General features: G+C 69.6%; 12 protein-coding genes. 1 reads left to right on the forward strand and 11 read right to left on the reverse strand.

Annotated features, from left to right (window positions below; genetic code table 11):
• Positions 1-703: 703 nt before the first annotated feature.
• Together WS69_RS20445 and WS69_RS20450 are read right to left on the reverse strand one after the other, a co-directional pair.
• Positions 704-1,942, reverse strand: a complete 1,239-nt coding sequence (locus tag WS69_RS20445; RefSeq protein ID WP_059472504.1) for a dicarboxylate/amino acid:cation symporter — start codon at positions 1,940-1,942, stop codon at positions 704-706.
• The gene (locus WS69_RS20450; protein ID WP_059472505.1) at positions 1,926-2,585 is read right to left on the reverse strand and encodes a GntR family transcriptional regulator; all 660 of its coding nucleotides are present in this window, start codon (positions 2,583-2,585) and stop codon (positions 1,926-1,928) included. Before WS69_RS20450 ends, WS69_RS20445 begins: the two co-directional genes overlap by 17 nt.
• 156 nt (positions 2,586-2,741) lie before the next feature.
• Here WS69_RS20450 and WS69_RS20455 point away from each other — a divergent pair, with 156 nt between their 5' ends.
• Positions 2,742-3,212: a GNAT family N-acetyltransferase gene (locus WS69_RS20455; protein WP_059472506.1), complete on the forward strand. Its 471-nt coding sequence runs from the start codon at positions 2,742-2,744 to the stop codon at positions 3,210-3,212.
• Between the two features lie 184 nt (positions 3,213-3,396).
• Here the strand turns inward: WS69_RS20455 and WS69_RS20460 are convergent, their stop codons facing one another.
• From WS69_RS20460 to WS69_RS20500, 9 genes are all read right to left on the reverse strand, one after another.
• Positions 3,397-4,296 carry an AEC family transporter gene (locus tag WS69_RS20460; RefSeq protein ID WP_059472507.1) on the reverse strand — a complete coding sequence of 300 codons (900 nt, stop codon included), beginning with the start codon at positions 4,294-4,296 and terminating at the stop codon, positions 3,397-3,399.
• Positions 4,297-4,596: 300 nt separating this feature from the next.
• A complete protein-coding gene (locus tag WS69_RS20465) occupies positions 4,597-6,456 on the reverse strand; it encodes a fatty acyl-AMP ligase (RefSeq protein WP_059472508.1) in 1,860 nt (619 codons plus the stop codon).
• Positions 6,457-6,472: 16 nt separating this feature from the next.
• On the reverse strand, positions 6,473-7,339 hold the full coding sequence (fabD, locus tag WS69_RS20470; protein ID WP_059472509.1) for an ACP S-malonyltransferase: 867 nt from the start codon (positions 7,337-7,339) through the stop codon (positions 6,473-6,475).
• Positions 7,340-7,771 carry a hypothetical protein gene (locus tag WS69_RS20475; RefSeq protein ID WP_059472568.1) on the reverse strand — a complete coding sequence of 144 codons (432 nt, stop codon included), beginning with the start codon at positions 7,769-7,771 and terminating at the stop codon, positions 7,340-7,342. It abuts the gene before it with no gap.
• A gap of 62 nt (positions 7,772-7,833) precedes the next feature.
• Positions 7,834-9,702 carry an AMP-binding protein gene (locus tag WS69_RS20480; RefSeq protein WP_059472510.1) on the reverse strand — a complete coding sequence of 623 codons (1,869 nt, stop codon included), beginning with the start codon at positions 9,700-9,702 and terminating at the stop codon, positions 7,834-7,836.
• Between the two features lie 28 nt (positions 9,703-9,730).
• Positions 9,731-10,987, reverse strand: a complete 1,257-nt coding sequence (locus WS69_RS20485; RefSeq protein ID WP_059472511.1) for a diaminopimelate decarboxylase — start codon at positions 10,985-10,987, stop codon at positions 9,731-9,733.
• Positions 10,984-12,423 carry a hypothetical protein gene (locus WS69_RS20490; protein ID WP_059472512.1) on the reverse strand — a complete coding sequence of 480 codons (1,440 nt, stop codon included), beginning with the start codon at positions 12,421-12,423 and terminating at the stop codon, positions 10,984-10,986. Before WS69_RS20490 ends, WS69_RS20485 begins: the two co-directional genes overlap by 4 nt.
• Positions 12,420-13,481, reverse strand: a complete 1,062-nt coding sequence (locus WS69_RS20495; RefSeq protein ID WP_059472513.1) for an NAD(P)-binding domain-containing protein — start codon at positions 13,479-13,481, stop codon at positions 12,420-12,422. Before WS69_RS20495 ends, WS69_RS20490 begins: the two co-directional genes overlap by 4 nt.
• Before the next feature lie 5 nt (positions 13,482-13,486).
• On the reverse strand, positions 13,487-25,972 hold the full coding sequence (locus tag WS69_RS20500) for a thioester reductase domain-containing protein (protein WP_059472514.1): 12,486 nt from the start codon (positions 25,970-25,972) through the stop codon (positions 13,487-13,489).
• Positions 25,973-25,980: the final 8 nt, after the last annotated feature.

A 25,980-nucleotide genomic window follows, 5' to 3' on the forward strand; every position in this document is an offset into this window, starting at 1 on the left:
CGATGCGCGCGTGTTGCGCGTGGCCGCGCGTGCGTTGCTCGAAAGCCCGAGAGGTCGAGCGTCCGAACGTCGGGAATGCTGATGACGCTCGCGAACCTGAGCGTCCAAAAGCTCGAATGTCCGAGCGCCGAAACGTTCGAGAGCCGAAGAGCCTGAGAGCCGCGCGAACGCGACGGGCGTGCAGTTCCGGCGTCCGTCGCGTGACGGGTGGCATTCGGAATGAACGTCGGAAAGGGTGGCAGGGGGGCCGTCGTTATGCGCCGACGGCACACGAAAGACGATCCGGGCCGAACCGATCCGACCGCGAGCGGCATCGCGAATTCTGTTTCGCACCGCGCGGTCTCGACTTACACTTGGCAGCGGCGCAGCGAAACGCGTTGTAATCGTTTCGTTGCGCCGCTGGTTCGACAATAAAAAGCGCAGTCCCAGCATGGGGCGACAGGGACTGCGTAACCGCCTGCATCCGAGGGCCAGAAATACTCGCAGACGGAACTACAATCGCGCGAGCGATGTCATGCGAGGCGGCCGCCGTGCGTGCCCGTGCACGCACGGCGTGCTGCACCCACCGAACCGCCGAGCATCACGCTCGCCAATACTCTCCTGCATCGGGCCGGCGTATCGCGCCGACCATCGAACTTCCGGCAGCCATCGCCGTACCGATTTCATTCCGCGCGCCGGCATCCGCCGGCGCGAACGACAGCCTTCAGACGCGCGACACGTGCGCCGCGGTGTCCGCAAGCTCGGGCGCCACGCCGGACACGCGGCTCGCGAGCGTCGTCGCGACGGTGCTCGCGTAGACGTTCAGCGCGGTGCGGCCCATGTCGAAGAACGCATCGACGCCGAGAATCAGCAGCACGGCGTCGGCAGGCAGCCCGATCGCGGCGAGGATCACCGTGATCGCGACGACCGCGCCCGACGGCACGTTCGCGGCGCCGTCGATCGTGATGATCGTCAGGATCGCGATCGTGATCATCAGCGGCCAGCTCCATGCGAGTTGGTACGCGTCCGCGAGATAGCAGACCGCGAGCACCGTGTAGAGCACCGCGCCTTCGCGATTGAAGATGTACGACAGCGGCAGCACGGTCGACGCGACCGACGACGGCACGCCCATCTCCGTCAGCTTCTTCAGATGCACGGGAAACGTGATTTCGGACGAGCGCGTCGTGAAGCCGAGGATCAGCGGCTCGCTGACCTTGCGGACGACCGCGCGCGGCGAGTGGCCGGCGAGCTTGACGATCAGCGTGAGCCACACGGCGAGGATCGCCATGCCGAGATACGCGATGCCGAGCAGCTTCGCGAGCGGCGTCATCGCGGCAAGCCCTTTCGACGACAGCAGCACTGCGATCGCAGCAAAGATCGCAATCGGGGACAGCGACACCACCCACTCCGTCATCTTGAAGAATGCGGCGAGCATCGATTCGCAGACGGCGACGAACGGCGCCGCGCGATCCTGGACGGCCGCGAGCGCGCAGCCGAGCAGCACGCCGAACACGAGCACCGGCAGCGAGTTGCCGGCCGCGAGCGCGCCGACGATGTTCGACGGGATCATGTCGGTCAGGAACTTCATCCAGTCGATGCCGCTCGCGAGGTTCGCCGGCATCGACGCCGTCAGCACATGGCTCGCGCCGATGCCGGGCCGGAACAGCCAGTTGAGCGCGAGGCCGAGCGACGCGGCGATCACCGTCATCAGCACGAAGAACACGAGGCTGAACGCGGCCGTCTTGCCGAGCCGGCCGCGCTGCGTGCCTGCGCGAAACGCGCCGAGCGTCACCGACAGCAGGATCAGCGGCAGCACGACCATCTTGATCGCGTGACCGAACAGCGTCGAGATGAACGCCAGATCGCGGCTCGCGGCGGGCGCGAACAGCCCGAAGACCGCGCCGAGCGCGAGGCCGAGAATCATCTGTAGCGGTAAAGGAATTTTTTTATTGGCCAGTGTCATATTGAGCTCGAATTAATCGGATTCTGTCCGAAGTACCGTCGATCACGTGATTCCACATCAGTCGCCGCGCCGATTCCGCGTCCTGCGCATCGATGGCCGCGTAAATCTCCAAATGTTCGAGCGTGCCGCGCCTGACCGTCGCGAAATCGTTTCGCGGCAGTTCGTTCAGCGCATGGGTTTGCGCGCGCAGCAGCTTGTATGTCGTAAATAGCCGATCGTTGCGTGCGGCCTTGAATATTTCGTCATGAAAGACCCAGCCGACTTTCTGCTCAGTCATGATGTCGGCGCTGTTTTCGTCGACGAGCCTGCGCATCTGCGCATGCGAGCGCGACAGGCCGTCCGTTGCGCCGCCGCGCGCCGCGAGGTACGCGGCGGCGCTCTCGAGCGCGAGGCGCAGTTCGTAGATTTCGCGCAGATCGTCGCGCGTCGGCTCGTTGACGAAGGTGCCGCTCTTGTCGACGATATTCACGAGCCCTTCGGAAGCGAGCAATTGCAATGCGCTGCGCACCGGCATTTGCCCGACGCCGAGCTCGTGAGCGAGGCCCCGGTGAGAGATTTTCTGCCCGGGCGACAATCGGCCGTCGAAGATCCGCGAACGGATTTCGTCATAGGCGCTTCCCGTATCGGACGAGATTTTCTCCATTTTCTGTGATCGCAGTTTGTTTGCTTGAAATTTAATGACGCGAGCAACATTGATTTAGATTAACCGCATTGGCTGAGGCGAACAACAAATATTTTTTTGAGAACGAAATCTTTCACGGATTTAGAATGAGTCAATCAATTTTTTCATAAACAGCCGATGTTCGTCGATCAACAGTCGTACTCCATCGTGACCGTGCCGGTTGCGTCCGTGTTGCCGCTCAGGGCCAGAATTCTGTTGGACGGAGACGAGAACGCGAGCCGCTTTCCGTGCGACGACCATGATGTGACGCTCCATCAGGCGGCTCGGACATCGGACGGGATCGTCGCGGTCGCGACGATCTGCCGGCAAGCGTTTCGCGATTTCCCCGCGGATAGCGCGTGGCGGCTGCGGGGCGTGGCCGTCGAGCCGTTCATGCAGGGGCACGGCGTCGGCACGCGGCTGATGCACGCGTGCATCGAGTACGCGCGGCGGCAGAACGGAAAAGTCGTGTGGTGCACCGCGCGCGAATCGGCGCGCGGCTTCTACGAATCGCTCGGGTTCGTCGCGACGGGCGTGCCGTTCGCGATCGCCGGGCGCACCGACATGGTGTTCCACGAAATGTACCGGCTGCTGCCGAACGGCGCGTGACGGCCGTGCGAGCGCCGTCTCGCCGTGTGTCCCGTGTGCGATGAGCGGGCCGCCGACGTGCCTGTCGATTCGGGCGCGGCGCCAACGACGGCATGTGCGCGCCGCGCATCATTCGACGAAGCTAATGCATCGTGCATCGGACGATTCGCGTTCCGAAACATATTCGTCGGCCGTCTCGTCCGCGTCAATAAGGCAGCACGCCGCGCCACAGCCATGCGGCGACGATCGACGCAGGCACGCCCAATGTCATCAGCGCGCCCGCGAGCGGCGGATCGAGTTTCTTGTCGATCGCGATGAGCCCCGCGATGATCATCGGCGGCATCGTGGCCTGCAAGAGCGCGACGGCGAGCGGCACCCCCTGCTGAGCGAAGACGCAAAGACCGCAAGCGAGCACGATCGCCGGCACGACGAGCAGCTTGAAGCCGAGGCCCACAGCGAAATTCCGGGCGGCGCCGCGCGCGCTGCGCAAGCTGAAGCTCGCGCCCACCGAGATCATCGCGATCGGCGTGAGCGTTGCGCCGAGCGCGGTCAGCACATCTTCGACGACAGGCGGAAACGGCACCGGCCGCAGCAATAACGCGAGCGCCATCGCCTGAATCGGCCGGTAGCCGGCGAGCTGCCGCGCGACGCCGCGCCAGCGGGTCACGCTGCCCGCATACAGATCGGCGGCGACGAGACCCGCCGTGCACATCACGATGAAGTTCGCCTGATCGACGACGAGCGCGTGGCCGACCGCCGCGCTTCCGATGAGCGCCTGCACGACCGGCACGCCGACGATCGACGTGTTGCTCGTGCCGCAGACGAGCGTGAGGCAGCCGATGGTCGCCTTGCCGAGGCGAAGCAGCGCGCCCGCGATGAGCGCGAGCGCCGCAGTCGCCGCGAATACGATGACGGGCGTCGCGAAGAGCCACAGCACGTCCGCGCTGAATGCGATCTTGTGCAGATGCTGCAGCACGAGCGCGGGCAATGAAATCTGGATGACGAAGAAGTTGAGGCTGGCCGGGAAGTTGTCCGGCAGGCGCTTGCTCCGCGCGAGCGCGGCGCCCGCGAACAGGCAGGCGAGAACGAGAATCAACGAAGCCATCGATCGGCGCTTGTACGAATCGGATGCCGGATGGCTCGGTGGGCCGTCCGTGCGGGTTGCGGGTGTCGAAAAACCGGCGCGGGACCGGGACAGATGCGCTTGCGGCGCGCACGTTGCATCGTGTGCCTTCGCGGCGCGCGCCCGCCGGACTATAACCCGACGGGCGGCTCGATGCGAGGGTATGCGAGAAACGGACGCGAGATATGCCCGGCATGCGCTCGCGATGCAAGCGACGCGCATGCGGCGCCGTACCGCGCAATCGGCTGCCGTGCGCCGTGCGCGGCGAGCCGCTGCGCATCGTCAGGCAGCGGCCTGCGCGTCGCCGGACGGCTCGCCGCAGACGCTCGCGCACCGTTCGATCACGGGCGCAAGCCATGCCCGCGCGGTGTCCGGCAGATACGCGTCCTCGATCGTGAACGCGCCGTCCGCGAGCATCCGCGCGCAGGTCGAGCGCTGGATCTTGCCGCTCGACGTCGTATGAATCTCGCCCTTCTTCACGCGGATCACGCCGCTCAGCGTCAGCTGGCACGCGTCCCAGACTTCGCGGCCGATCTCCGGCGCGAGCGCCGCGAGATCGAACCGGCCGGTCGCCTCCAGCACGACGACGACCCCCGCCTGCTCGTCGCGCTCGACCATGATCGCGGCGAGCCGGTTCGCGCGGATCTGATCGGACACGTTCAGCACCGCGCCTTCGATGTCCTGCGGATAGTAGTTGACGCCGTTCAGGATGATCAGGTCCTTGATGCGCCCCGAGATGAACAGGTGGCCTCGGTCGTCGACGAAGCCGAGGTCGCCCGTGCGCAGCATGCCGTGCGGAAACGCGTCGGAGCGGTATGCGCGGAACGTCGCGTCGGTTGCGTCCGGGCGGCCGAAGTAGCCATGGCAGACGCTGTCGCTCGCGACGCAAATCTCGCCGATCGCGCCCGCCCGCCGCGGATCGCCCGTCGCCGGGTCGACGATGCGGATCGCCTGATGCGCGTGGGCGAGCGCGCCGACCGATACGACGTCGATCGAGCGGCCGTCGCCGTGCAGCGGCTCGAAGCGTCCATCGGCGAGCGCCGCGTAGTCGGCGCGCCGCATGACGACGGGTGCGCCGACCTGCTTCGACGTTGCGACAAGCGTCAGCTCCGCGAGTCCGTAGCATGGCGCGAAAGCGTCGTAGCGGAAGCCGGCGGACGCGAACGCATCGGCGAATTCGCGCATCGTCCGCGGCCGCACCGGCTCCGCTCCGTTGAATGCATGCTCCCACGTCGACAGATCGAGCCGCGCGAGATCCATCCGGCTCGCGCGGCGCCGGCACAGCTCGTAGCCGAAGTTCGGCGCGCCGCTACAGGTCGCGCCGTAGTCGGACACCGCGTGGAGCCAGCGCGCCGGATGCTGCAGGAAGTCCTGCGGCGACATGAACACAGCGGGCCGTCCCGCGTAGATCGGCTGCAGAATGCTGCAAATAAGCCCCATGTCGTGATAGTGCGGCAGCCACGAGACCATCAGCCAGCGCGCGCGGGCGCTCCCGCAGTGTTGATACAGCAGCCGCTCGTTCGCGAGCAGGTTGTCGTGGCCGACCATCACGCCCTTCGGATCGGACGTCGAGCCGGACGTGTACTGCAGGAACGCGATGCTGTCGGGCGCGACGGCGGGCAGGTCGGGCGAAGCGTCGCCGATGCCGTCGGGGATCGCGTCGACTTCGCGGCACGGCGGTGCGACGACGCCCGCCGCGCACAGTTCGGCGAGCACGGCGTCCATTTCGCCAGTGCCGCAGATCGCGAGCGACGGCGCGCAGTCGCGCGTGATCGAGATCAGCCGGCGCCGCTCCTTTTCGGTGTGCGGCGGCAGCGCCGGGACGGCCATCCGGCCTGCGTACAGGCAGCCGAAGAACGCCTCGATGAAATCGGCGGCCGACGGGAAAATCAGCAGCACGGGGTCGCCCGGACGGCCGTGCGTGACGATTTCGCGCGCGATCGCGAGTGCGCGACGATGCATGTCGCCATAGCGCATCACGCGGTCCGGCATACGGCCGAAGCCGAGATAACCGTACGCGAACTCGTCGGGCGTCGTCTCTGCGCGGAATCGCAGCACGTCGGCGAAGTTGGCCGCCGGCGCGAGCGGCGGCGGCGCGCTCAGCGATCGGCAGGCGGCGAGGGCGGATTGGATGGATGACATGTCGGATCGGTCCTCTTCAAAGTGATGCGGGTTGCTCGTACCGGATGGCGTCGACGAGTTTCGTCAGGAAGCGGCGCCCGGGGCCGAGCTCGTCCCATTCGTCGACGCCCGAGCGCAGCATGAAGCGGATGCTGTCGCGCCAGCGCACGGGCTGGTCGAGCTGCTCGACGAGATAGTCGGCCGGCGTGCCGGGCGCCTGATAGATGCGCGCGGTCACGTTCGACACGACGGGCCGCGCCGGCTCGGCGAGCGCGAAGTGTGCGAGGAACGCGTCGAACTCGGGCTTGAGCGGCGTCATGCAGCGCGAGTGGAACGCGCCGCTTACCTTCAGCGGGTGGACGGTGACGTCGCCGCATGCGTCGAGCATGCGCGTCGCGTCGGCGACCGATGCGGCCGGCCCCGCGATCACGGTCTGCTCGGCGCTGTTGAAGTTCGCGAGATCGACGTCGTCGAAGCCGAACGCGCGCAGGCGGCGGCCGAGCTCAGCGGCGGTCACGCCGACGACCGCCGCCATCGCGCCGCCGTTGACCGACGCGAACAGCTCGCCGCGCCGCTTGACGATCTCGAGCCCGGTGCGGAAGTCGAATACGCCCGCCGCGAGGAGCGCGCTGTATTCGCCGAGACTGTGTCCGGCGAGCCAGACGTTCGCGTCGTCGTGCGTTTCGCGCCACGCGGCGAGCTGCAGCGCGTTGACGACGAAGATCGCGGGCTGCGCATAGCGGGTGTCGGCGAGCAGGCCGTCGGGATCGTCGATGCAAAGACGCGCAACCGATAGGCCCATCGCATCGTCCGCCGCTCCGACGATTTCCGGATACCGTTCGAAGAGACCCGCGCCCATGCCCGCGGCCTGTGAGCCCTGCCCAGGAAAAATCAATGCCTTCATTTACCCTCCTGCGAACATGTAGCCGCCGATGCCGAGCGCGACGAGCATTGCGATCGCGACGACTCCGCCGAGCTTGTGCTGAACGCGGTCGATGCGCTCCCATGCGGCGTAGTCGCCGTGCGCCGCATGGCGCCTGCGCCGGACGACGATCCACACGCACACCGCGTTCAATGCGATCGCGAGCGTGCCGAACGCGACCTTCGTTAGCAGCAGCGGCGTCGGCGCGCGATGCGCGAGCAGGATCGCGCCGGTGACGAGCACGATCGTGAACGCGGGGATTTCGACGTACTTGTCGGTGGTCCAGTGCAGCTTCGAGATAAACGCGCGTTGCTCCGGACTCCGATCGATCGCGTGCTCGAAGATGCCTTCTACGATCACGCAGCTCATCCACGCGGCGACGAAAATCAGATGCAGGAACAGTACGAGCTTCATGGCGTCCTTCATGTTCGGTCGATGTCGTTCGACGAAAAAAGTGCGATGCGCGGCGCCGGGCGTCACGCCGAGGCCCGCACGCGCTGCGTCGCGAAATGCTCGAGCAGCCGGCGGCGGAGTATCTTGCGCGTCGGCCCTTTCGGCAGCTCGGGCAGATCGTCGAGCTCGTGGAGCAGCACGACGTGGCGCGGGCACTTGTAGTGCGCGATGCGGCCTTCGCACAGGCGGCGGACGTCGTCCTTGCCGAGCGTCGACGACGGCTTCAGCTTCACGTACACGCACACCTCCTGCCCGAGAATCGGATCGGGCACGCCGAGCGCCGCACATTCGACGACGTCGTCGCAGCCGTGCAGCACGTTCTCGATCTCGGCCGGATAGATGTTCTCGCCGCCCTTGATGATGAGATCGTCGACGCGTGTCGCGAAGAAGAAGTGGCCTTCGTCGTCGCGATAACCGTAGTCGCCCGTGTGTAGCCAGCCGTCGCGAAAGCGTTCGGCGCTGAGTTCGGGGCGCGCGTGATAGCGCGTCGCGACGTTGTCGCCGCGGATCAGGATCTCGCCCGTCTCGCCCGCCGCGACGGGGCGGCCGTCGGCGTCGACGATCCGCAGCTCGTTGCATGGCAGCGCGACGCCGATCGATCCGAAGTGCCGGCGCTCGGCGGGATGGCGGTTCATCGTCGCGAACGACGTCGTCTCGGTGAGCCCGAAGCCTTCGAACACCGGCACGCGGTATTCGCTCTCGAAGCGGTTGCGCACCTCATCGAGCAGCACCTGGCCGCCGCAGACGATGCCGCGCAGCGTATCGTCGGTGCGCTTCAGTCCGTATTCGAGGAACGCGGACAGGAACGCGGGCATCACGCTCGTCCAGTTCACGCGGTATGTGTCGATCAGCTTCCAGAACGACGGCAGCGCCGATTTGCCTTCGAGGATCACCGAGCTGCCGCCCGCGATCAGCGGCGACAGCAGCGTGATCACTTGGCCGTTGTTGTGGAAGAGCGGCAGGATGCACATCGTGCGCGCGCCGGGCTCGAACGCGAACCAGTCGACGAGCGCGCGCGCGTCGGACAACAGGTTCCGGTGCGACAGCACGACGCCCTTCGGGTGGCCCGTCGTGCCGGACGTGTAGAGAATGCTCGCGTCGTCGTTGGCTGACAGGCTCGGTTCCGGCGCGATCGATGCATGCTCGTGCTCGGCTGCCGCCGTCGCCGCGAGCGCTTCGAGGCCAAAGCCGGACGCGGCGTCGGCGCACGCGAGCGGCGCGCCGTCGTCGCCGAGCGCCGCGTGCACCGCGTCGCGCAGGCTCGTGAGCCGCCGGTCGAAGACGACGAGCTTCGCGCCGCTGTTGCGGACGATGTACGCGCATTCGGCCGCGCTGAGCGCCGGGTTGATCGGCACCGACACGACGCCGAGCCGATGCGCGCCGAAATAATACGCGAGGAACTCCGGGCCGTTCGGCAGCACGACCGACAACCGGTCGCCACGCCGCAGTCCGTGCGCGTGCAGCTTTTCGGCGGCCGCGCACGCGAGCCGGTCGAACGCGCGATACGTGTAGCTGCGGTCGTCCGCGGGGAAGAACAGGAAAGGTTCGTCGGGCAGCGCGTCGGCGCGCGCGCGCAGCAGCGCGCCGATCGTGTCGGGCGCGACGCCGGTCGCGTCCGCCGTCGCACCGGGCGTTGCGCTCGCGTGCGGCGCGTCGCCGCCCGCTTCGCGTTGCCGCTCGACGTAATGCAGCAGGCGCTCGAAGCTGTCGAGCCGGTAGGCTTCTTCGATGTCGATGTCGATGCCGAATTCGGCGGCGACCTTGCCGAGCAGCTGGACGTGCGCGAGCGACGACCATTCGGCGAGGTTCTGCATCGACACGCCGGGGCCGAACGGCGCGCTCGTGAAGATCCGGCTGCCGAGAGCGCTCAATTGTCGTGAAAGCGAAGACACGCTGGGGCTCCTTGTCATGTAATGGAAATCAACGGGACGCCGCGCCGAACAGCGCGAGCTCGCGGAACTGTCCGCGCAGACAGTGGTTCGAGCTCATCGACGAAGCATAGCCGCCCGCGTTCAACAGCGCGACGAAGTCGCCCGGCTCGACGGGCGGCAGGCTCATGTCGTTGCCCCACAGGTCGAGCGCCTCGTTGATGTTGCCGGCGAGGCACACCGATTGCGCGGCGCCCGGCCGGCGTATGCACGGCACGGGCTCGCACGGCAGGTCGTAGAACGCGGGCTCGATCGCGAGGTTGAAGCCGCCGTTCAGCCCGACGAAACGGCGATTGCGCTTGAGCTCGACATACGCGACGCGCAGCACGAGCATGCCGCCGTCCTTCGCGATGAAATCGCCGGGCTCGATCGCGATCGTCAGCGGGCGGCGGCCGAAGCGTGCGTGCACGGCCGCCCGCCAGCGCTCGAGGTCGAGCGGCCGGTCGGTCGCGCGATGGGGCAGGCCGAGCCCGCCGCCGAGATTGATGCCGCGCAGGCCGGGCACGCGTGCGGCGAACGCGTCGAGCGCGTCGAGCACGCGCTCGAACGACGCGAGTTGCGGGTCCAAGTAGCCGCAGCCCGCGTGGCAGTGCAGCCAGGTCACGGTCAGGCTGTGCCGCGCGGCGAGTTCGAGCGCCGCGCCGAACTGCTCCGCATAGATGCCGAACTTCGTGACGGTTGCGCCCGCATAACTGAGTCGCTCGCTGTCGCCGTAGCCGATGCCGACGCCGGGATTCACGCGGATGCCGATTTCGCGTCCGGGCGAGCGGCTGCCGAGCAGCGCGATCGCGCTCAGCGTGTCGCAGTTCACGTGCACGTCCGGCAGTGCGGCTAGGAGGGCCGCCTCGTCCGGCATCATCCCGTGCGCGGTATACGAGATGCGCTCGGGCGCGAAGCCGCAGGCGAGCGCTTCGCGCAATTCCTCGGGCGAGCACGCGTCGATGCCGAATATCGGCGAGCGCCGCAGCTCGGACAGGAGTGGCCGGAAGCGATTTGCCTTCATCGCGTAATGAATGCGGAAGTCGCCGTCTTGCAGGCCGCCGAGCGCGCCGCGCAGGCGCTCGACGTTGTCGACCGCGCGCTGCGGGTCGTACAGGAAGAGCGGCTCGGCGAATGCGGCGGCGAGTGCCGCGACGTTGCGTCCGCAGAAATGCAGGACGCCGTCGCGGTAGTGCAGCCGCTCGCGCGCCCACCAGTCGGCGGGCGGTGCGGCATGGGCGGGGGAGACAGCGTCGAGGTTCGCGTTCATCGGTGGACGGCCAGGTGAGTGGTTGAACGGGAGAAGAGCGGCGCGAGGTCGAGCGCCTGTGCGGTCGCCGCGAGCGCTTGCGGCGCTTTCGCGCGCGCGAGCACCGCGTCGGCGAGTGCGGACGGCGCGATGCGCAGCCGCGCACGCGAGCCGTTCCGTTCGACAGCGACGCCCGCTTGCGCGGCGAGCGCGTCGACAAACTCGACGGCCGGCTGATTGCCGTCCGTGCGCGCGTAATCGATCGCGATGGCCGGCAGCGCGGCTTGCCGCGCGGCGTGCGCGAACGCGAGCAGCGCGCCATGCTCGACCTGCTTGCCGAGCACCGTGCAGCTCAGCACGAATTCGGCGAGAACGGGCAGGCCGGCGTCGGCGCGCACGAGCGCGAAGCCGCTGCAGCCGTATTGGCCGAAGCGGTCGGCGACTGTCAGCGCGAGTCCGCTCGCATTGCGCTCGGCCGCGTCGAGCAGGTCGGCTTCGAGATACGGGCGGCCGCTCAGATGGAACGTCGCGGCCGTGTGGCTGAGGCGTGCGCTTTTGGCGAGCGCCGTTTCGTCGTCGAGCGGGACGCCCGTGATGCGCAGTTGCAGGCGTTCGAAGAAACGGGCGAGCGATGCGCTAGGAGCCGGGGCGCTCGGGGAGGCAGCGTCCCGGCTGCATGCGTCGGTCGGCGCTGCGTTGCGTATGTGTCCGGCAGCGGCGTCTGCGTTGACACGCGTGTGCGGCGCTGCTTCGTGCGGAGTCGCCGCAGCCGTTGCGTTCACGTCGGCGCTTGCGTTCGCGTTCGCGTCCGCATCGGCAACCGCGGCCGTTTGCGTGTGCGTGTGCGCGCCGGAGACTGCGCTTGCGTCCCGCTTCGCCGCGCCGCTGTCCGCACCGCCGCCGTCATGCAGCCGCGCGGCGATCCACTTTGCGAACGCCGCGAAGCACTCGATCGTCAACGGCACGTGGCCGAGCTTGTCCGCGACCGGATCGAACGGCTGCGCGATCGCACTCGCCGAGACGAAATCGGCCCAATCCAGCGCGCGCACGCCCGGCACCGATTGCAACGCGCATTCGAGTCGCCGGCACGTATCGGCGAGCGCCGCGCCTCGCGCGTCGAGCGCGGGCGACGGCAGCACGACGATGCACGGCGGCATCGCGCGGCTCGCGCTGAACGACGCGAGCGCGTCGAGCCATGCATCCGCGCGCTGCGTGAGCAGCGCGGCAAGCGAATCCGGCGATTGCGCGCGATCGCTTGCCTCGTGCCGCACGAAATCGGCGAGCCGCACGAGCAGCAGCGTTTCGTCGCGCGCATGCTGCGGATCGGGCGCGAGCAGCGCTTGCAGCAATTGGTTGTAGCGCGTGAACGCGACGTCGTCGAAGCGCCGCGCGCGCAACAACGGATCGAGCGGCGATGCGGTGAACGTCGCGCCGACGAGCAGGCGGCGGGCGCTCATTGCGCGATCTCCGGCTCGGCGGCGGCCTCTGCCGATGCCGACTGATAGAGCCCGCCCGCCCGCTCGGCCGGGAACCGGAACGCCGCGCGGACCTCCGCATGCGTCACGTTGAGCGGCCGCTTCAGCACCGCGCGGCGTGCTTCGTCGAGCGACGCGTAGTCGTTCGTCGCATGCTCCTTCAGATACGCGGAGAAATCGCCGCTGTCGATCTGATCGAGCACGCGCGCGGCGAGCTCGCGCACGGCGGCGGGCAGCGTGCGGCCGCGCCAGCGGTGATAGCCGACCTGGCAGGTCGGCGAGCCCTGGAGCGCGACCACTTCGTCGAGTCCGATGTCCGCGCCGTCGAGCATCATCTTGCCCATCTCGCCGGAGCCGTAGACTTCGAGCAGCGCGGCCTTCGGATTGAAGCCGCGTTCGACGAGCACCTGAAACCCCGTTTCGACGAGATCGACGAGCGCGGGCGCGAGGAACTGCTCCTGGAACAGATCGAGGAACGTCTCCTGCCGGTGGCCGAGCGCCATCACGCCCGCGCGCGTGAAGCCCATCGCGTGCGCGATCGCGAGCACTCTGTCGCGCGCCCGGCCGGTGTGGTCCGCGACGATGTCGAAGTATGCGGGCGCGCCCTGGCCCGCGAGGTAATAGCGGCGGATCGGATCGCCGTACATGCGCGGCGCGAGCATCGCGAGATCGCGTCCCGCGAGCGAGCGGACGTCGCCCTGCACGAGCGAGTGCCCGTGCGCGACGCACAGGAGCGCGCCGTCGCGCAGGTTCGGCGCGATGTCGACGTCGAACACCGCGCCGTGCGCCTCGTCCGGAATCAGCAGCAGCACGATGTCCGCGTGCGCGACCGCTTCGGCGATGCCCGTCACGCGATGGCCCTCCGCTCGCGCGAGCTCGAAGTAGTGGTCGTCGATGTTGCCGACGCGCACCGAAACGCCGCTGTCGCGCAGATTCGCGGCGAATGCGCGGCCCTGGATGCCGTAGCCGATCACGCTGACAGCAAGGCCTTCGAGCGGCAGCAGCGAAGTGTGTTCGTCTTGATAGATGAGATCGTCCATGGAAATCACGTGTGGGAGTGAAAGGAGGAAAGTCGCTCACCGTCGTTCGGCTGGCCGGCGAGCGCGCGCAGGTCCGTGTCGTCGTCGAACATGCCGCGCAGGTAGCGGCGCAGCAGCGCGTCGTCGAACACGGGCACGACGATGCCGGCTTCCTCGAGCTCGCGATGTGTCGCCGTGCAGTCGTAGATGAACGTCGTTTCCTCGCGCTCGCGGGCGAGCTTCATGAGCTCGGCGTCGCTCATGTTCATCAACCATTGCACGACAGGCACGATCGATTGCACGTCGCCGCGTCGGTAGCGCACGCGCAGCTCGTCGATCCACGCGCGGTGCGTGAGCATGCGCATCGGCGTCGGCAACTGAGCGTTCATCATGTCGAACACCGTGCGCATCGGCGTGACCTGCATCGTCGACAGATGGAACACACGGCTGCCGTGCGGGTGCTTCGCGCCGAGATGCGCGAGCGCGCGCGCGACGTAGTCGACCGGCGTGATCACGAGGTCGTAGCGGAAGTCGTCGAACGCGGCGCCCATCAGCATGCAGCTCTTCAGCAGCCGATAGTAGGCCTGCAGCGGGTCGTAATGCCCGTGCCGCGCGTCGCCTGTCACGAGGCCGAGCCGGAACACGTTGCACGGCACGCCGCGCGCGGCCGCGAGATGCGTCAACTGCTCGCCGACCCACTTGCTCGTCGTGTAGCCCTGGTCGGAAGGGTGTTTTTCGTCGTCGATCGGCGCGGATTCGTCGAATATGTGCTTGCCGGTGCGCTCGCGCATGCTGAACACGGCGAGCGTCGACACGTAGTTGAACGTCTTCGGCCGGCCTTCGGTCGCGATGCGCAGCAGTTCGATCACGCCGTCGACGTTCGCGGCGCGCGCCATCTCGAACGATTCGAGATGGTTCATGCTGGTGCCGTTGTGATAGATCGCGTCGACTTCGGCGACGAGCCGCGCGCGATCGGCGTTCGACAAGCCGATACGCGGGCGGCCGAGATCGCCCGGCACGGCGATCACGCGCGCGTCGTCGCCGTCACGCCACAGCGACCAGCGCTCGAGCGTCGCGCGGATCCGCGCGAGGCCCTGCGTGGCGTCGGGCGAGCGCACGAGGCAGTAGATCGTCGCATCCGTGCGGTCGATCAGCTCGCGCAGCAGGTGACGGCCGACGAAGCCCGTCGCGCCCGTCAGCAGCAGCGCGCGCGGCGTGTCGGCGACGGGGGCGGGCAGCGGCGCGATGTCGCCGGGCAGCGCGGCCGCGCTCGCGAGGTCGACGTATGCCGGGCCGTCCGGCGCGTCGCGCATCCGCTCGGCGAGCCGGCGCACCGTCGGCGCCATGAAGATGTCCGCGACCGACAGCGTGACGCCGAATGCTTCGTTGATCTGATAGACGACGCCGATCGCGAGGATCGAATGGCCGCCGCAGTCGAAGAAGTTGTCATCGATGCCGAGATCGTCGAGCTTCAGCGCCGTTGCGAAGATCGGTGCGAGCGCCGCTTCGGTTTCGTTCGCCGGCGGCGCGTACGGCGCGCGGCGATCGCGCGCGTCGGCTGACGGCGCGGCGACGCGCTGCTCGGCATCGTCGCGGATCTGCGCGGCGAGCCGGTTCCACGCGTCGTCGAGCGGCATCGCCGCGTGCTGGAACGCGGTGCGTGCGATATAGCTCGCGAGCGCCGCGTAGTACTCGCTCGTGAACGGCACGTGGCCGGCGGCGTCCGCGTGCGGATCGAACACGTCGGCGACCGGATAGATCGCGGCGACGTCGCGCCAGTGCGCAACCGTCACGGCCGGCAGATCCGCGAGCGCCGCGGCTAGCGTGCGGTATGGCGCGAGCGACACGTCGTCTGTGTTTGCGTCTTCATGCTCGCCGCCGCTCGCGAGCGACGCCGCATCGTCAGGCAGAACCAGCACGAGCAGCGGCACGGCGAGCGACGGCGCCGCGTCGCGCAGCGCGTCGGCGAGCTCGTCGACGTAGAGTGCGATCCGTGCGGCGGCGGCGTCTGCGCCTGCATTGGCTTCGGCTTCGGCGCTCGCGTTCGCGCTCGCTCCGTCGAAGCGCAGCCAGTCGCCGGGCCTGACGAGCACGACGTTCATCCCGTGCCGGTTCGCATGGAACGGCGTCGACGGATCGTAAAGCGTCTGGAACAACTGACCGTACGGAGCGAAGTTCGGCTCGATCGATTGGCCCGTCGCGACGCTCCAGTAGCGCAGCGTGCCGGCGAGGGGGCTATCCGTGAACGTCGACGCGATTTCGAGACGCAGCGGCGGCATCGCGTCGGCGATCGTCCGTTCGAGCGCAAGCTCGGCGGGCGGCGCGAGGCCGGCGAGCGGCAGCGACGGATGCGCGAGCAGCGTGTGCAGCAGCTCGACGTAGTACGTGGCGATCGCTTCGGCGGTCCGGCGATCGAAAAGATCGGCGCTGAATTGCAGCACGCCTTCGATCGCGCGGTCCGATGCGCGCAGCCGCACGAACAGGTCGTAGTCGAGCCAGCCGGAATCGACTTCGACGGGCGTGACGCCGTCGGGCAGCGCCGGCATCGGGATGACGTTGAACATGATCTGGTAGAGCGGATTCGCGCCGCCGTGGCGCGCCGGATTCAGCGCCTCGACGAGCCGCGGATACGGCACGCCGAGATGATCGAACGCGCCGTGCACGGTGCGCCGCACGAGCGCGATCGCGTCCGGGAAGGTTTCGGCCGCGTCGAACCGCGTGCGCAGCACGAGCGCATAGGCGAGGCTGCCGATCATGTCGGCCGTGTCGTCGTCGGCGCGATTCGCGTAGGGACTGCCGACGACCACGTCGTCGCGGCCCGACAGCACGCGCAGCGCAACCTTGAACGCGGCGAGCATCACGACGAAGCGCGACAGCCCGTGCGTCTTGCAGTATGCGTCGAGCTGCGCGATCAGTTCCGCCGGGAATGCGAGCGGCACGCTCTGCCCTCGATAGCTCGGCACGGGCGGCCGCGCGCGGTCGCACGGCAGCGGCAGCGGCGGCGGCGCGTCGCGCAGACGATCGAGCCAGTATGGCAGCTCGCGTTCGACGACCTCGGGCAATTGCTCGTGTTCGCGCGCGGCCCATTCCGCGTATTGCGGGCGCTCGGCGCGCGATGCGGGCGCGCGGCCCGTGAGCGCGGCGCGCGCGAGCGCGTCGAGCAGCACGACGACGGACACCGCGTCGCCGACGATGTGATGCAGGTTCAGCAGGATCACGTGGTCGTCGTCGCGCAATTCGAGCACCGTCAGCCGGCTCGGCTCGCCCTGCTCGAGCGCAAAGCCTTCGCGGCTCGATTCCGTCAGGCATTCGGCGATGCGCGCGGCCTGGTGCTTCGGCAGCAGCGCGGACAGATCGTGATGGCGGATCGCCGCCGCGCGATGCGGCGCAACCTCGGCGCACGGTTCGCCGCCGCGCACGACGAAGCGGGTGCGCAGCACGTCGTGCGAATCGATGAGCGTCCGGTACGCGGCTTCGAGCGCATCCGCGTGCCATTCGCCGCGCACGCGCAGCGCGCCCGGAAGGTTGAACGCCGGATTCGCGGGATTCAGGCGATCGAGGAAGAAGAATTGCTGTTGGTTCGACGACAGCGTGTGCAGTCGCGGGCGGGTGTCGCGCGGGGCGTGCGCGGGCTCCGTTGGCGATGCCGGGGGCGATGCGAGCTGCTGCGCGCGCGGCGTTTGCGGTTGAGTCGCCGAGGCGCCGGCGGCGGACGCGCCGGTTGCGGACGTGCCGGTTGCGGACGTGCCGGTCGCGGACGTGCCGGTCGCGGACGTGCCGGTTGCGGACGTGCCGGTCGCGGACATATCGGCGGCGCGCGCATCGGTCTTGACAGCGCCGGTATTCGACATGCCCGCCGCGATCGGCGGTTCCTTCGGCAGCAGCGCATCGATTGCGCGCGCACATTCGGCGAGCGTTTTCGCTTCCAGCATCAGGCTGAGCGGAATTTTCACGCCGAGCGTCTGTTGCAGCGCCCGGTGTGCGCGCGCCGCGCGGATCGAATCGCCGCCGAGCGAGAAGAACGATTCGCCCATGTCGACGTCCGGATAGCCGAGCACTTGCGCGACCGTCCGGCGGACGAGCGCCGCGGCGTCGGGCGTCGAGGCAGCCGGCGCGCCGACGTTCGCGTCGCTTGCCGCAGCCGTATCGCCGCGTGCGGATTCGACTGAAGGGCGGTGCGCCGGCTCGGTCGCGAGCGCGTGGTCGTCGCGGAACCAGTAGCTCGGGCCGTCGAACGGATACGTTGGCAAATGCACGCGCCGGCGCGCGCCGCCGCGATGCAGCGCGGACCAGTCGACGCCGAGCCCCTGGCACCAGAGCGCCGCGAGCTTGTCGAGCTTGCCGCTCGCGATGCATTGGCCGACGAGCGACGCGCGCAGCTCGGGATCGGCGTCGAGTTCGGCGAGGCTCTGCCGGTCAGCAGCGAGCCGATGCGCGTGCCAGCCGTGCGATGCGTCGCCTTCGACGAACGCGGCGAGCATCGCTTGCAGCGCGGCGACGGAGCCGACGACGCAGCCGAAGCGCGCGGCCATCGCTTCGCGGCCCGCTTGCAGCGTGTACGCGAGATCGTGCAGACGATCCGCGTCGATTTCGCCGTCGGCGAGCGCCGCGTGAAGCTGCCGCGCGCGGCGGCGCAGCGCGTCGTCGGTCGCGGCGGACAGCACGATGATCGCGGAACTGGCATCGTCGGCGTCAGTCGCGACGCGCGCGTCGACGAACTCTTCGAGCACGACGTGCGCGTTCGCGCCGCCCGCGCCGAACGACGACACGCCGGCGATTCGCGGCCAATCGCCCGTGTCCGGCTTCGGCCATGGCGCGAGCCGGCGCTGCAGCACGAACGGCGATTGCGCGAAATCGATGTCGGGATTCGTCTCGTCCGCGTGCAGCGTCGGCACGAGCGCGCGGTGCTTCATCTGCAGCAGCACCTTCGTGACGCCGGCGATGCCCGCCGCGCTCTCGCAATGGCCGATGTTCGACTTGACCGAGCCGAGCGCGCAGAAGCCGCGATCGCCGGTGGTTTCGGCGAACGCGCGCGTGAGGCCGGCGAGCTCGATCGGATCGCCGAGCGCGGTGCCGGTGCCGTGCGCCTCGACGTAGCCGACCGCGCGCGCGGGCACGCCGCTTCTCGCGAGCGCCGCGCCGACGACCGCCTGTTGCGCGCGCGGATTCGGCACGGTGAGGCCGTGCGTCTTGCCGCCCGCGTTGATCATGCTGCCGCGGATGATGCCGTGGATCGCGTCGCCGTCGGCGAGCGCGCGCGACAGCGGCTTCAGCACGAGCACGCCGACGCCCTCGCCGTCGACGAAGCCGTCCGCGCCCGCGCCGAACGCGCGGCACGCGTCGCCCGCCGACAGCATCGTCAGCGAGGACAGGCCGACCAGATGATTCGGACTCTGAATGAGATTGACGCCGCCCGCGAGCGCGCAGTCGCAGGTGCCGCTGCGCAGGCTTTCGAGCGCGAGATGGATCGCGGTCAGCGACGACGAGCATGCGGTGTCGACGGCGAGGCTCGGCCCGTGCAGGTCGAGCGCGTGCGACACGCGGTTCGCGATGCTCCAGAACTGCGCGCCCGTCGGGTAGCCGCCGTTCATCACGCCGACGAACACGCCGACCTCGCGGCGCGTGCTGAGCGTCGCGGGCGTGTAGCCCGCATCCTCGATTGCGGCCCACGATTCTTCGAGAAACAGGCGGCCTTGCGGATCGATGTTCTCCGCGTCGCTCGGCGCGATCCGGAAGAACGCGGCGTCGAAGCGGTCGATCTGCTTCAGGAAGCCGCCCCAGCGGCTGTACGTGCGGCCGGGCACGCCTTTCTCCGTGTCGAAGTGCGTGCGCCAGTCCCAGCGCTCGGCGGGCACCTCGGTGATGCAGTGGCGGCCCGCGCGGAGGTTGTCCCAGAACTCGCGCAGGTTGTCCGCCTGTGCGTAGCGGCCCGACATGCCGATCACGGCGACGGCCGTATCGTCGGTGCTCGCTGGCATCGCGGAGCGCACGTGGGGGAGCATTGCCGGTGTCGCCGGGTGCGATGCGCGCTCGCTCGATGCGGCTCGATCCGGCATCGTCGATGCGGACATGGGCGCGGGTGTGCCGCAGAATGCGCGGCCGGTCGCGTTCGCCTGCGCAGCGGCGCGTTCAGCGAGCGACGTGTTTGCGGCGGCAGCTGCAGCCGCATCGCCGCCGAGCACGCGCTCGCACGCGGCGCGATGCTCGGCGACGAAGAAATCGGCGAGCGCATTCAGCGTCGCGTGCTCGAACAGCGTCGCGTTCGACAGCGCGACGCCGAACGTTTCGCGCAGCGTCTTCGTCAGGCCGATCACGAGAATCGAGTCGACGCCGTAGCTGCCGAGCGGCTGATCCGGCGCGAGCTTGCCGGCCGGCATTTTCAGCGTTCGCGCGACGAGCTGCGTCAGCCACTGCAGGCAGCGCTCGCGCAGGTTCGCGCCGGCTGCCGGCGCGGCCGGCGACGAAGCCGAAATCGCGCGCGCGGCTGCGGTGGCCGGCGTCGCGGCGGCCGCGTGCGGCCGCGCATCGACCTGCGCCGGACCGCGCGCATCGACGGCCGCGGGCTGCACGATCACGCCGTCGCTGATCGCGACGATCACGCCCTGGCCGGCGTTCGCGCCATCGACAGGGCCGCCGTCGAGCACCGTGAAGCCTGCCTCGCGCAATGCATGCGTCCAGCCGTCGCGCGACAGCAGCGGGCTGCCCGGCAGGCGGCGCGCGCTGTCGCGATGCCGCCACCAGCCCGGCAGCAGGCCGAACGTCGCATGCGCGAAGCCGTGCGTGTCGAGCAGCTCGTTGACGATCAGATGGCCGCCTGTCTTCAGCAGCGCCTTCGCGTTGCGCAGCGTGACGCCGATGTCCTGCGTCGCGTGCAGCACGTTGGTCGCGATCACGATGTCGTAGCCGCCCGCGTCGAGCGCCTGATCGCCGACCGGCCGCTCGACGTCGAACAGCCGGTAGCGCAGCATGTCGCGGCCTCGGCCGAACGATTGCTCGGCGTTCAGCAGGAACGCCTTCGAGATGTCGGTGAAATCGTAGCGGCCGAGCCGCGCGCCGCTTGCGTCGAGCGCCGCGAGGAGCGGCGCGGTCGTGCCGCCCGTGCCCGCGCCGATCTCGGCGAGCGTCGCGGGCTGGCGGGCGCCCGTGCCGGCGACGAGGTGCAGCACCGCGTCGGCGAGCGCACGGTTGCAGCGGTCTGCCTGCTCGTTGCGCTGATAGACGGCTTCGACGCGGCTCAGGTCGCCGTCGGGGAACAGGACCGATGTCGCGGGCACGCGGCCTTGCAGGATCGAGGGCAGCGCGTCGAGCGTCGCGTCGACGAGCGCGAGGTGAGCGTTCAGCAGCGCCGTGCGCGCGAGCTCGGCGCGCGCTTGCCGCCATTCGGCGCGCGCGGCGTCCACGGACGGCGGCAGGCCGGCGATGCGGCCCGTGCGGCCGTCCCACGCGATGCAGCCGTGCCGTGCGATCAGCGTCAGCGCGTGCGCGAGCCAGCGGCGGTAGGCGGGCGCGATGAGGCCGGCGTGCAGCGCAGTGTCGACGTCGAACGATGCGCCGGGTTGCGCGGCGCGGCAAGCCGATGCGCATTCGCACTGGCCCGCGTGTGCGCCGTCGCACGCGGGGCGATCGTCGGATGCGGCGACGCGTATCGTCGTCTTGCCGATTTGCGCGTTCGTGTGCACGTGCGGGGCATCGGCATTGTCGCTTGCCGTCGCTGTGCCGTCGGTTCTGCCGTCGGCGAACACGCGCAGCGCGGCGAGCTCCGCGAACAGGCGGCGCGCGATCGCACGGTCGAGATCGGCGAGCGCGCGTTGCCACTGCGCGCTGTCGCCCGTCGCGTCGACGCGCGGCGGCGGCGCTTCGGCGAGCGCATCCGAGCGCGGCGCGACGCGGGCCGCGAGCGCGGGCTCGAGCGTCGGCACCGCCGCGCTCGCGATCGTCTTCAGGTAGCCGACCTGATCGACGGGCGCGCCGAGCAGCGCGTCGACGACGGCCATTGCCGCCGCCGGCTCGATCGAGCCGATGCCGAGCGCGGCCATCCGCCGACGATAGGGCTCGGACGCGACGACGCCCGTCTGCCCCCAATAGCCCCAGTTCACGACCTTGACCGCGCACCGGACCTGCGTGCGCAGCCAATCGGCGAACGCGTCGCGGAACGTGCAGCCCGCTGCGTAATTGCTCTGGCCCGCCGCGACGAACGCGCTCTGCAGCGACGAGAAGAACAGGATGAAGTCGAGCGTGTCGTCGCCGAACACGCTTGCCAGGTTCGTAGTCGTTGCGACCTGCGCGTTCAGCGCCGCGCTGAACTGCGCTTCGTCCTGCTGCGCGAGGCCGCCGTCGTGCAGCACGATCGCCGTGTGCACGATGCCGTCGATCCGGCCGAAGCGCTCGAGCACCGCGTCGCGCGCGGCGCGCAGGCTGGCGACGTCGCTCGCGTCCGCGCGCAGATACGACGGGCGCGGGCCGAGTGCGGCGAGTGTGTCGCAGTGTGCATCGATCTGCGCGTCGAGCGGCCGCCGTCCGATCCACACGATCTGCGCGCCGCACGCGCGAATCGCGTGCTCGGTCCAGACCCGGCCGATGCCGCCCGCGCCGCCGATCGCGACATAGACGCCGCCCGGCCGGTACGGCGGCTCGGTGCGCGCGGGCAGCGCCGAGAGCGGCACGAGCCGGCGCGCGAACCATTGGCCGTGCCGGTGCAGCAGCAGCGGGTGGCCGCTTTCGGTGTCCTGCGTTCGCCAGTCGGCGGGCAGCGCGTCGGCGTCGGACAGATCGAGCAGCCGCACGCGCCAATGCGGATATTCGTTCGCAAGCGACCCGCACAGTCCGGCGAGGTCCGCATGCGCGGGGAACGCGGGCGCGTCGCCCGGCATCGCCCACGCGCGCACGGTCAGCACGGTCAGCTCGAATGCGCGGTCGCCGACGCCGAGCGCGAGCAGCCGCTTGACGAGCCGGAAGCCGTCGAGGCCCGCGCATCGCGTGAGCTGTGCGCGCGGATCCGCCGAGGCGGGCGGCAGCCAGACGAGATGCTCGACATGCGCGTCGAGTTCGGCGAGGTCGTCGATCGCGCGCAACGCTGGGCGCGTCGCGGCGAGCGCTGCGCGCTGGGCGGGCGTGCCGCCCAATACGGTCAGTCTGGCGGCGTGCGGCGCGTGCGTCGCTGCGTTCGCCGCGCACGCCAGCCACTGCGGCGCAAGCAGATGCTCGCCGGGCGTCGCGAGCCGCGGCGCTTCGTGCGACGCCGCGCGTCGTCCCGACGCGAGCGCGAAGCCGCGCAGCGATGCGCACCGCTCGCCGCGCTCGGTCACGAGATCGAGGTCGAACGTGCGATGGCCCGACGCGGCCGGCACTTCGCGAATCCATGCATGGACGCTGTCCGCGAGCGGCCCGACGAATTCGATGCGCGCGAGCGCCGCAGGCAGGAGCGCGCCGTCGATGCGTCCCGCGTCCGCGAGTTGCAGGCCCGCGATCGCCTGGAACGCGCCGTCGAGCAGCGCGACGAGCCGCGCATCGTCCGCCATGCGCGCGAGCGCCGCCGCGTCGAACTCGGCGAGCACTTCTTCGCGGCCGACCGCGAGCGCGCGCAGCGGGCGAAAGGTCGGTCCGTAATCGATGCCGATCGCGGCGAATGCGTCGTAGCACGCGTCGGCCGAGATCGGCTGCGTGCAGCGTGCGCGGATCGCTGCGATGTCGAGCGCGGGGGCTGCCGGCCGGGCGCTTGTGGAGCGGGTCGCGCGTCCGCGGCCGAGCGGCGTGTCGACGGCGGGGGAGGCGGCGATCGCGAATCGTGCGGCGTCTCTGTTATTGCCGCGGCCGTCGTCATCGTTACCGTTGTCGTCTTCGTCTTCGTCTTCGTCTTTGTCTTTGTCTTTGTCTTCGTCTTCGTCTTCGTCGCGCGCGAACGTGACGTGCAGATCGGTCGGCGCGCCGATCGCGATCGGCGCGAGCCATTCGATGTCGTGCAGCGCGACGTGCGCGCGGGTGTCCGCGCCGCTCCAGTCGTCTGAATGGCTCGAACCGCTCGCCTCGGCTTCGAACGCGCGCCATGCGATCACGATCTGCGCGGCGGCGGCGAGCACGGGTTCGCCCGCGAGCCGGTGATCGGCGACGAGCGGCGCATCGGGCGCGATGGGTAGCCGGTATGCGCTTTCGCCTGCGGGCGCGAGCGCGAAGCGCGACGGCGTCGCTTCGTCGGTCGGCCAGTGCCGCTCGCCTTCGAACGGATAGACGGGCAATCGCAAGCGCGGCGTCGCGTCGCGCCACGCGACGGGCAGCGGCGCGGACGCGCCCGCGAGCCACGCGGCATGCTCGGGGGCGTGCGGCCGCAGGCGCGCGTCGTTGCGCACGAGCGTCTCGGCGTCGCCGTCCAGTGCGATCGCGAGCTGCGCGCGAAGCGTGTCGAGCGACGCGCACGTAACGCCGAAGCGGCGCGACATCGGTTCGCGGCCGATCGACAGCGTTTTCGCGAGCGCCGGCAGCCATGCATCGTCGGCGCGCTCGGCGTCGAGCCAGCGCGCGAGCTGCGCGGCGCGCATGCGCAGCGCGGTGTCGGTGCGCGCCGACAAGGGGATGAACCAGGTCGGCGGATCGGTCGCGTCCGCTGCGTTCGCGAAAGCGGCTTCGGCTGCGGTTGCGGATGCGACTGCGACTGCGCCCGCGGACGCAGGAACGGACGCCGGCCGCGACGAGTTCGCGCCGTCGGCCGGCTGAGCATCGGCCGACTGCAGCACGACGTGCGCGTTCGATCCACCGAACCCGAACGAACTGACGCCCGCGCGAAGCGGCGTCGGCGTCGCTTCGCCCGGCCACGGCGTCGGCTCGGTGACGATGTGGTAGCGGCTGTCGTCGAGCTTCAGGTACGGATTCGGCTCGCGGCAATGCAGGCTCGGCGGCAGCATCCGCCGGTTCATCGCGAGCACGACCTTGACGATGCCCGCGAGACCCGCCGCCGCTTCGAGATGCCCGATGTTGGTCTTGACCGAGCCGAGGCCGCAGCGCGCCGGCGCACGTGCATCGGCATGCTCGCGAGCGCATGCGTCGAAGCCCTGGCGCAGCGCCTGCACTTCGATCGGATCGCCGAGCGGCGTGCCGGTGCCGTGGGCTTCGACGTACGAGACGGTCGCCGGATCGACGCCCGCGTCGCGATACGCGGCCTCGATCAGCGCGGCCTGCGCGTTCGCGTCGGGCGCGGTCAGGAACGCCGCGCGGCCGCCGTGATTGATCGCGCTGCCCTTGATCACCGCGAGCACCGGATGCCGGCCCGCGCGCGCGTGTTCGAGCGGCATCAGCACGAGCGCCGCGACGCCTTCGCCGCGCACATAGCCGTTCGCCGACGCATCGAATGTCTTGCACCGCCCGTCCGGACTCAGCATGCCGGCGGCGGCGAGCGCGCGATGCAGCCGCGTCGTCAGCATCACGTTGACGCCGCCCACGATCGCGACGCCGCTCTCGCCGCGCCGCAGCGCGCGCACCGCGCGGTGCAGCGCGACGAGCGAGCTCGAGCACGCGGTGTCGACGGCCTCGCTCGGCCCGTGCGTGCCGAGCAGATGCGACAGCCGGTTCGGCAGCATCGCGTGCGCGTTGCCGACCGCGAGATGGCCGTCCGCGCCGGGCAGCAGATCGAGGTAGTCGGACGTGCTGACGCCGACGAACACCGCCGTGTCGCTGCCCATCAGATCGGACGGGCGGATCGCCGCGTCCTCGAGCGCGGCCCACGCGGTCTGCAGCAGCAGGCGCTGCTGCGGATCCATCTGCTCGGCCTCGCGCGGCGAGACGCCGAAGAACGCGGCGTCGAAATATTCGACGCGCGGAATGAAGCCGCCCCAGCGCGATGCGGGTTCGCCGTCGACCGCGCGCCAGTCCCAGCGCGACGGCGGCGCATCGGTGATCAGGTCGTCGCCGGCGGCGAGGTGCCGCCAGAATTCGGCGAGATCGGCCGATTGCGGGAAGAGGCCGGCCATGCCGACGATCGCGACGTCGCTTGCCGATTCGTCGTGCGCGCCGGCGGTCGTGTCGTGACGCGTTTCATCGCGAGCTTCGTCGTGCAATGTGTCGTGTTGCGAATGCGCGCCAACAAACGGCGCGTCCGCGCGCCGGGCGATCATGTGCGGCATGTCCGCGGCTTGCACGGTCGCGGGCTGCTCCGCCGCCGTCCCGGCTTCGGCGCGGCTGCCGGCTGCGTCCGCAGCGGTCGTGGCCGCCGCCGCGTCCGTCTCGCTTTCGATCGCGCCGTGATGCTTGGACGCGATCTCGGCCGCGTGCCGCGCGAGCAGATACGCCGCGATCTGGCGCGGCGCGTGCACATCGAAGAACAGCGTCGGCGCGAGATCGAGTCCGTAGTATTCGTTCAGGCGTCCGGACAGTTCGACGTACTGCAGCGAGCCGAAGCCCAGCGTGTGCAACGGATGCTCAGCGGCCGCCGCGTCGAACGGGCGGCCGGCGACGTCGCCGGCGAGCGACAGGACGGCCGCTTCGACGGCCGTGGCGAGTTCGCGGGAAGGGGTGGGTGCGGTCATGGGAATCG

The organism is Burkholderia sp. BDU5 (assembly GCF_001522845.1).
Lineage (GTDB): Bacteria > Pseudomonadota > Gammaproteobacteria > Burkholderiales > Burkholderiaceae > Burkholderia > Burkholderia mayonis.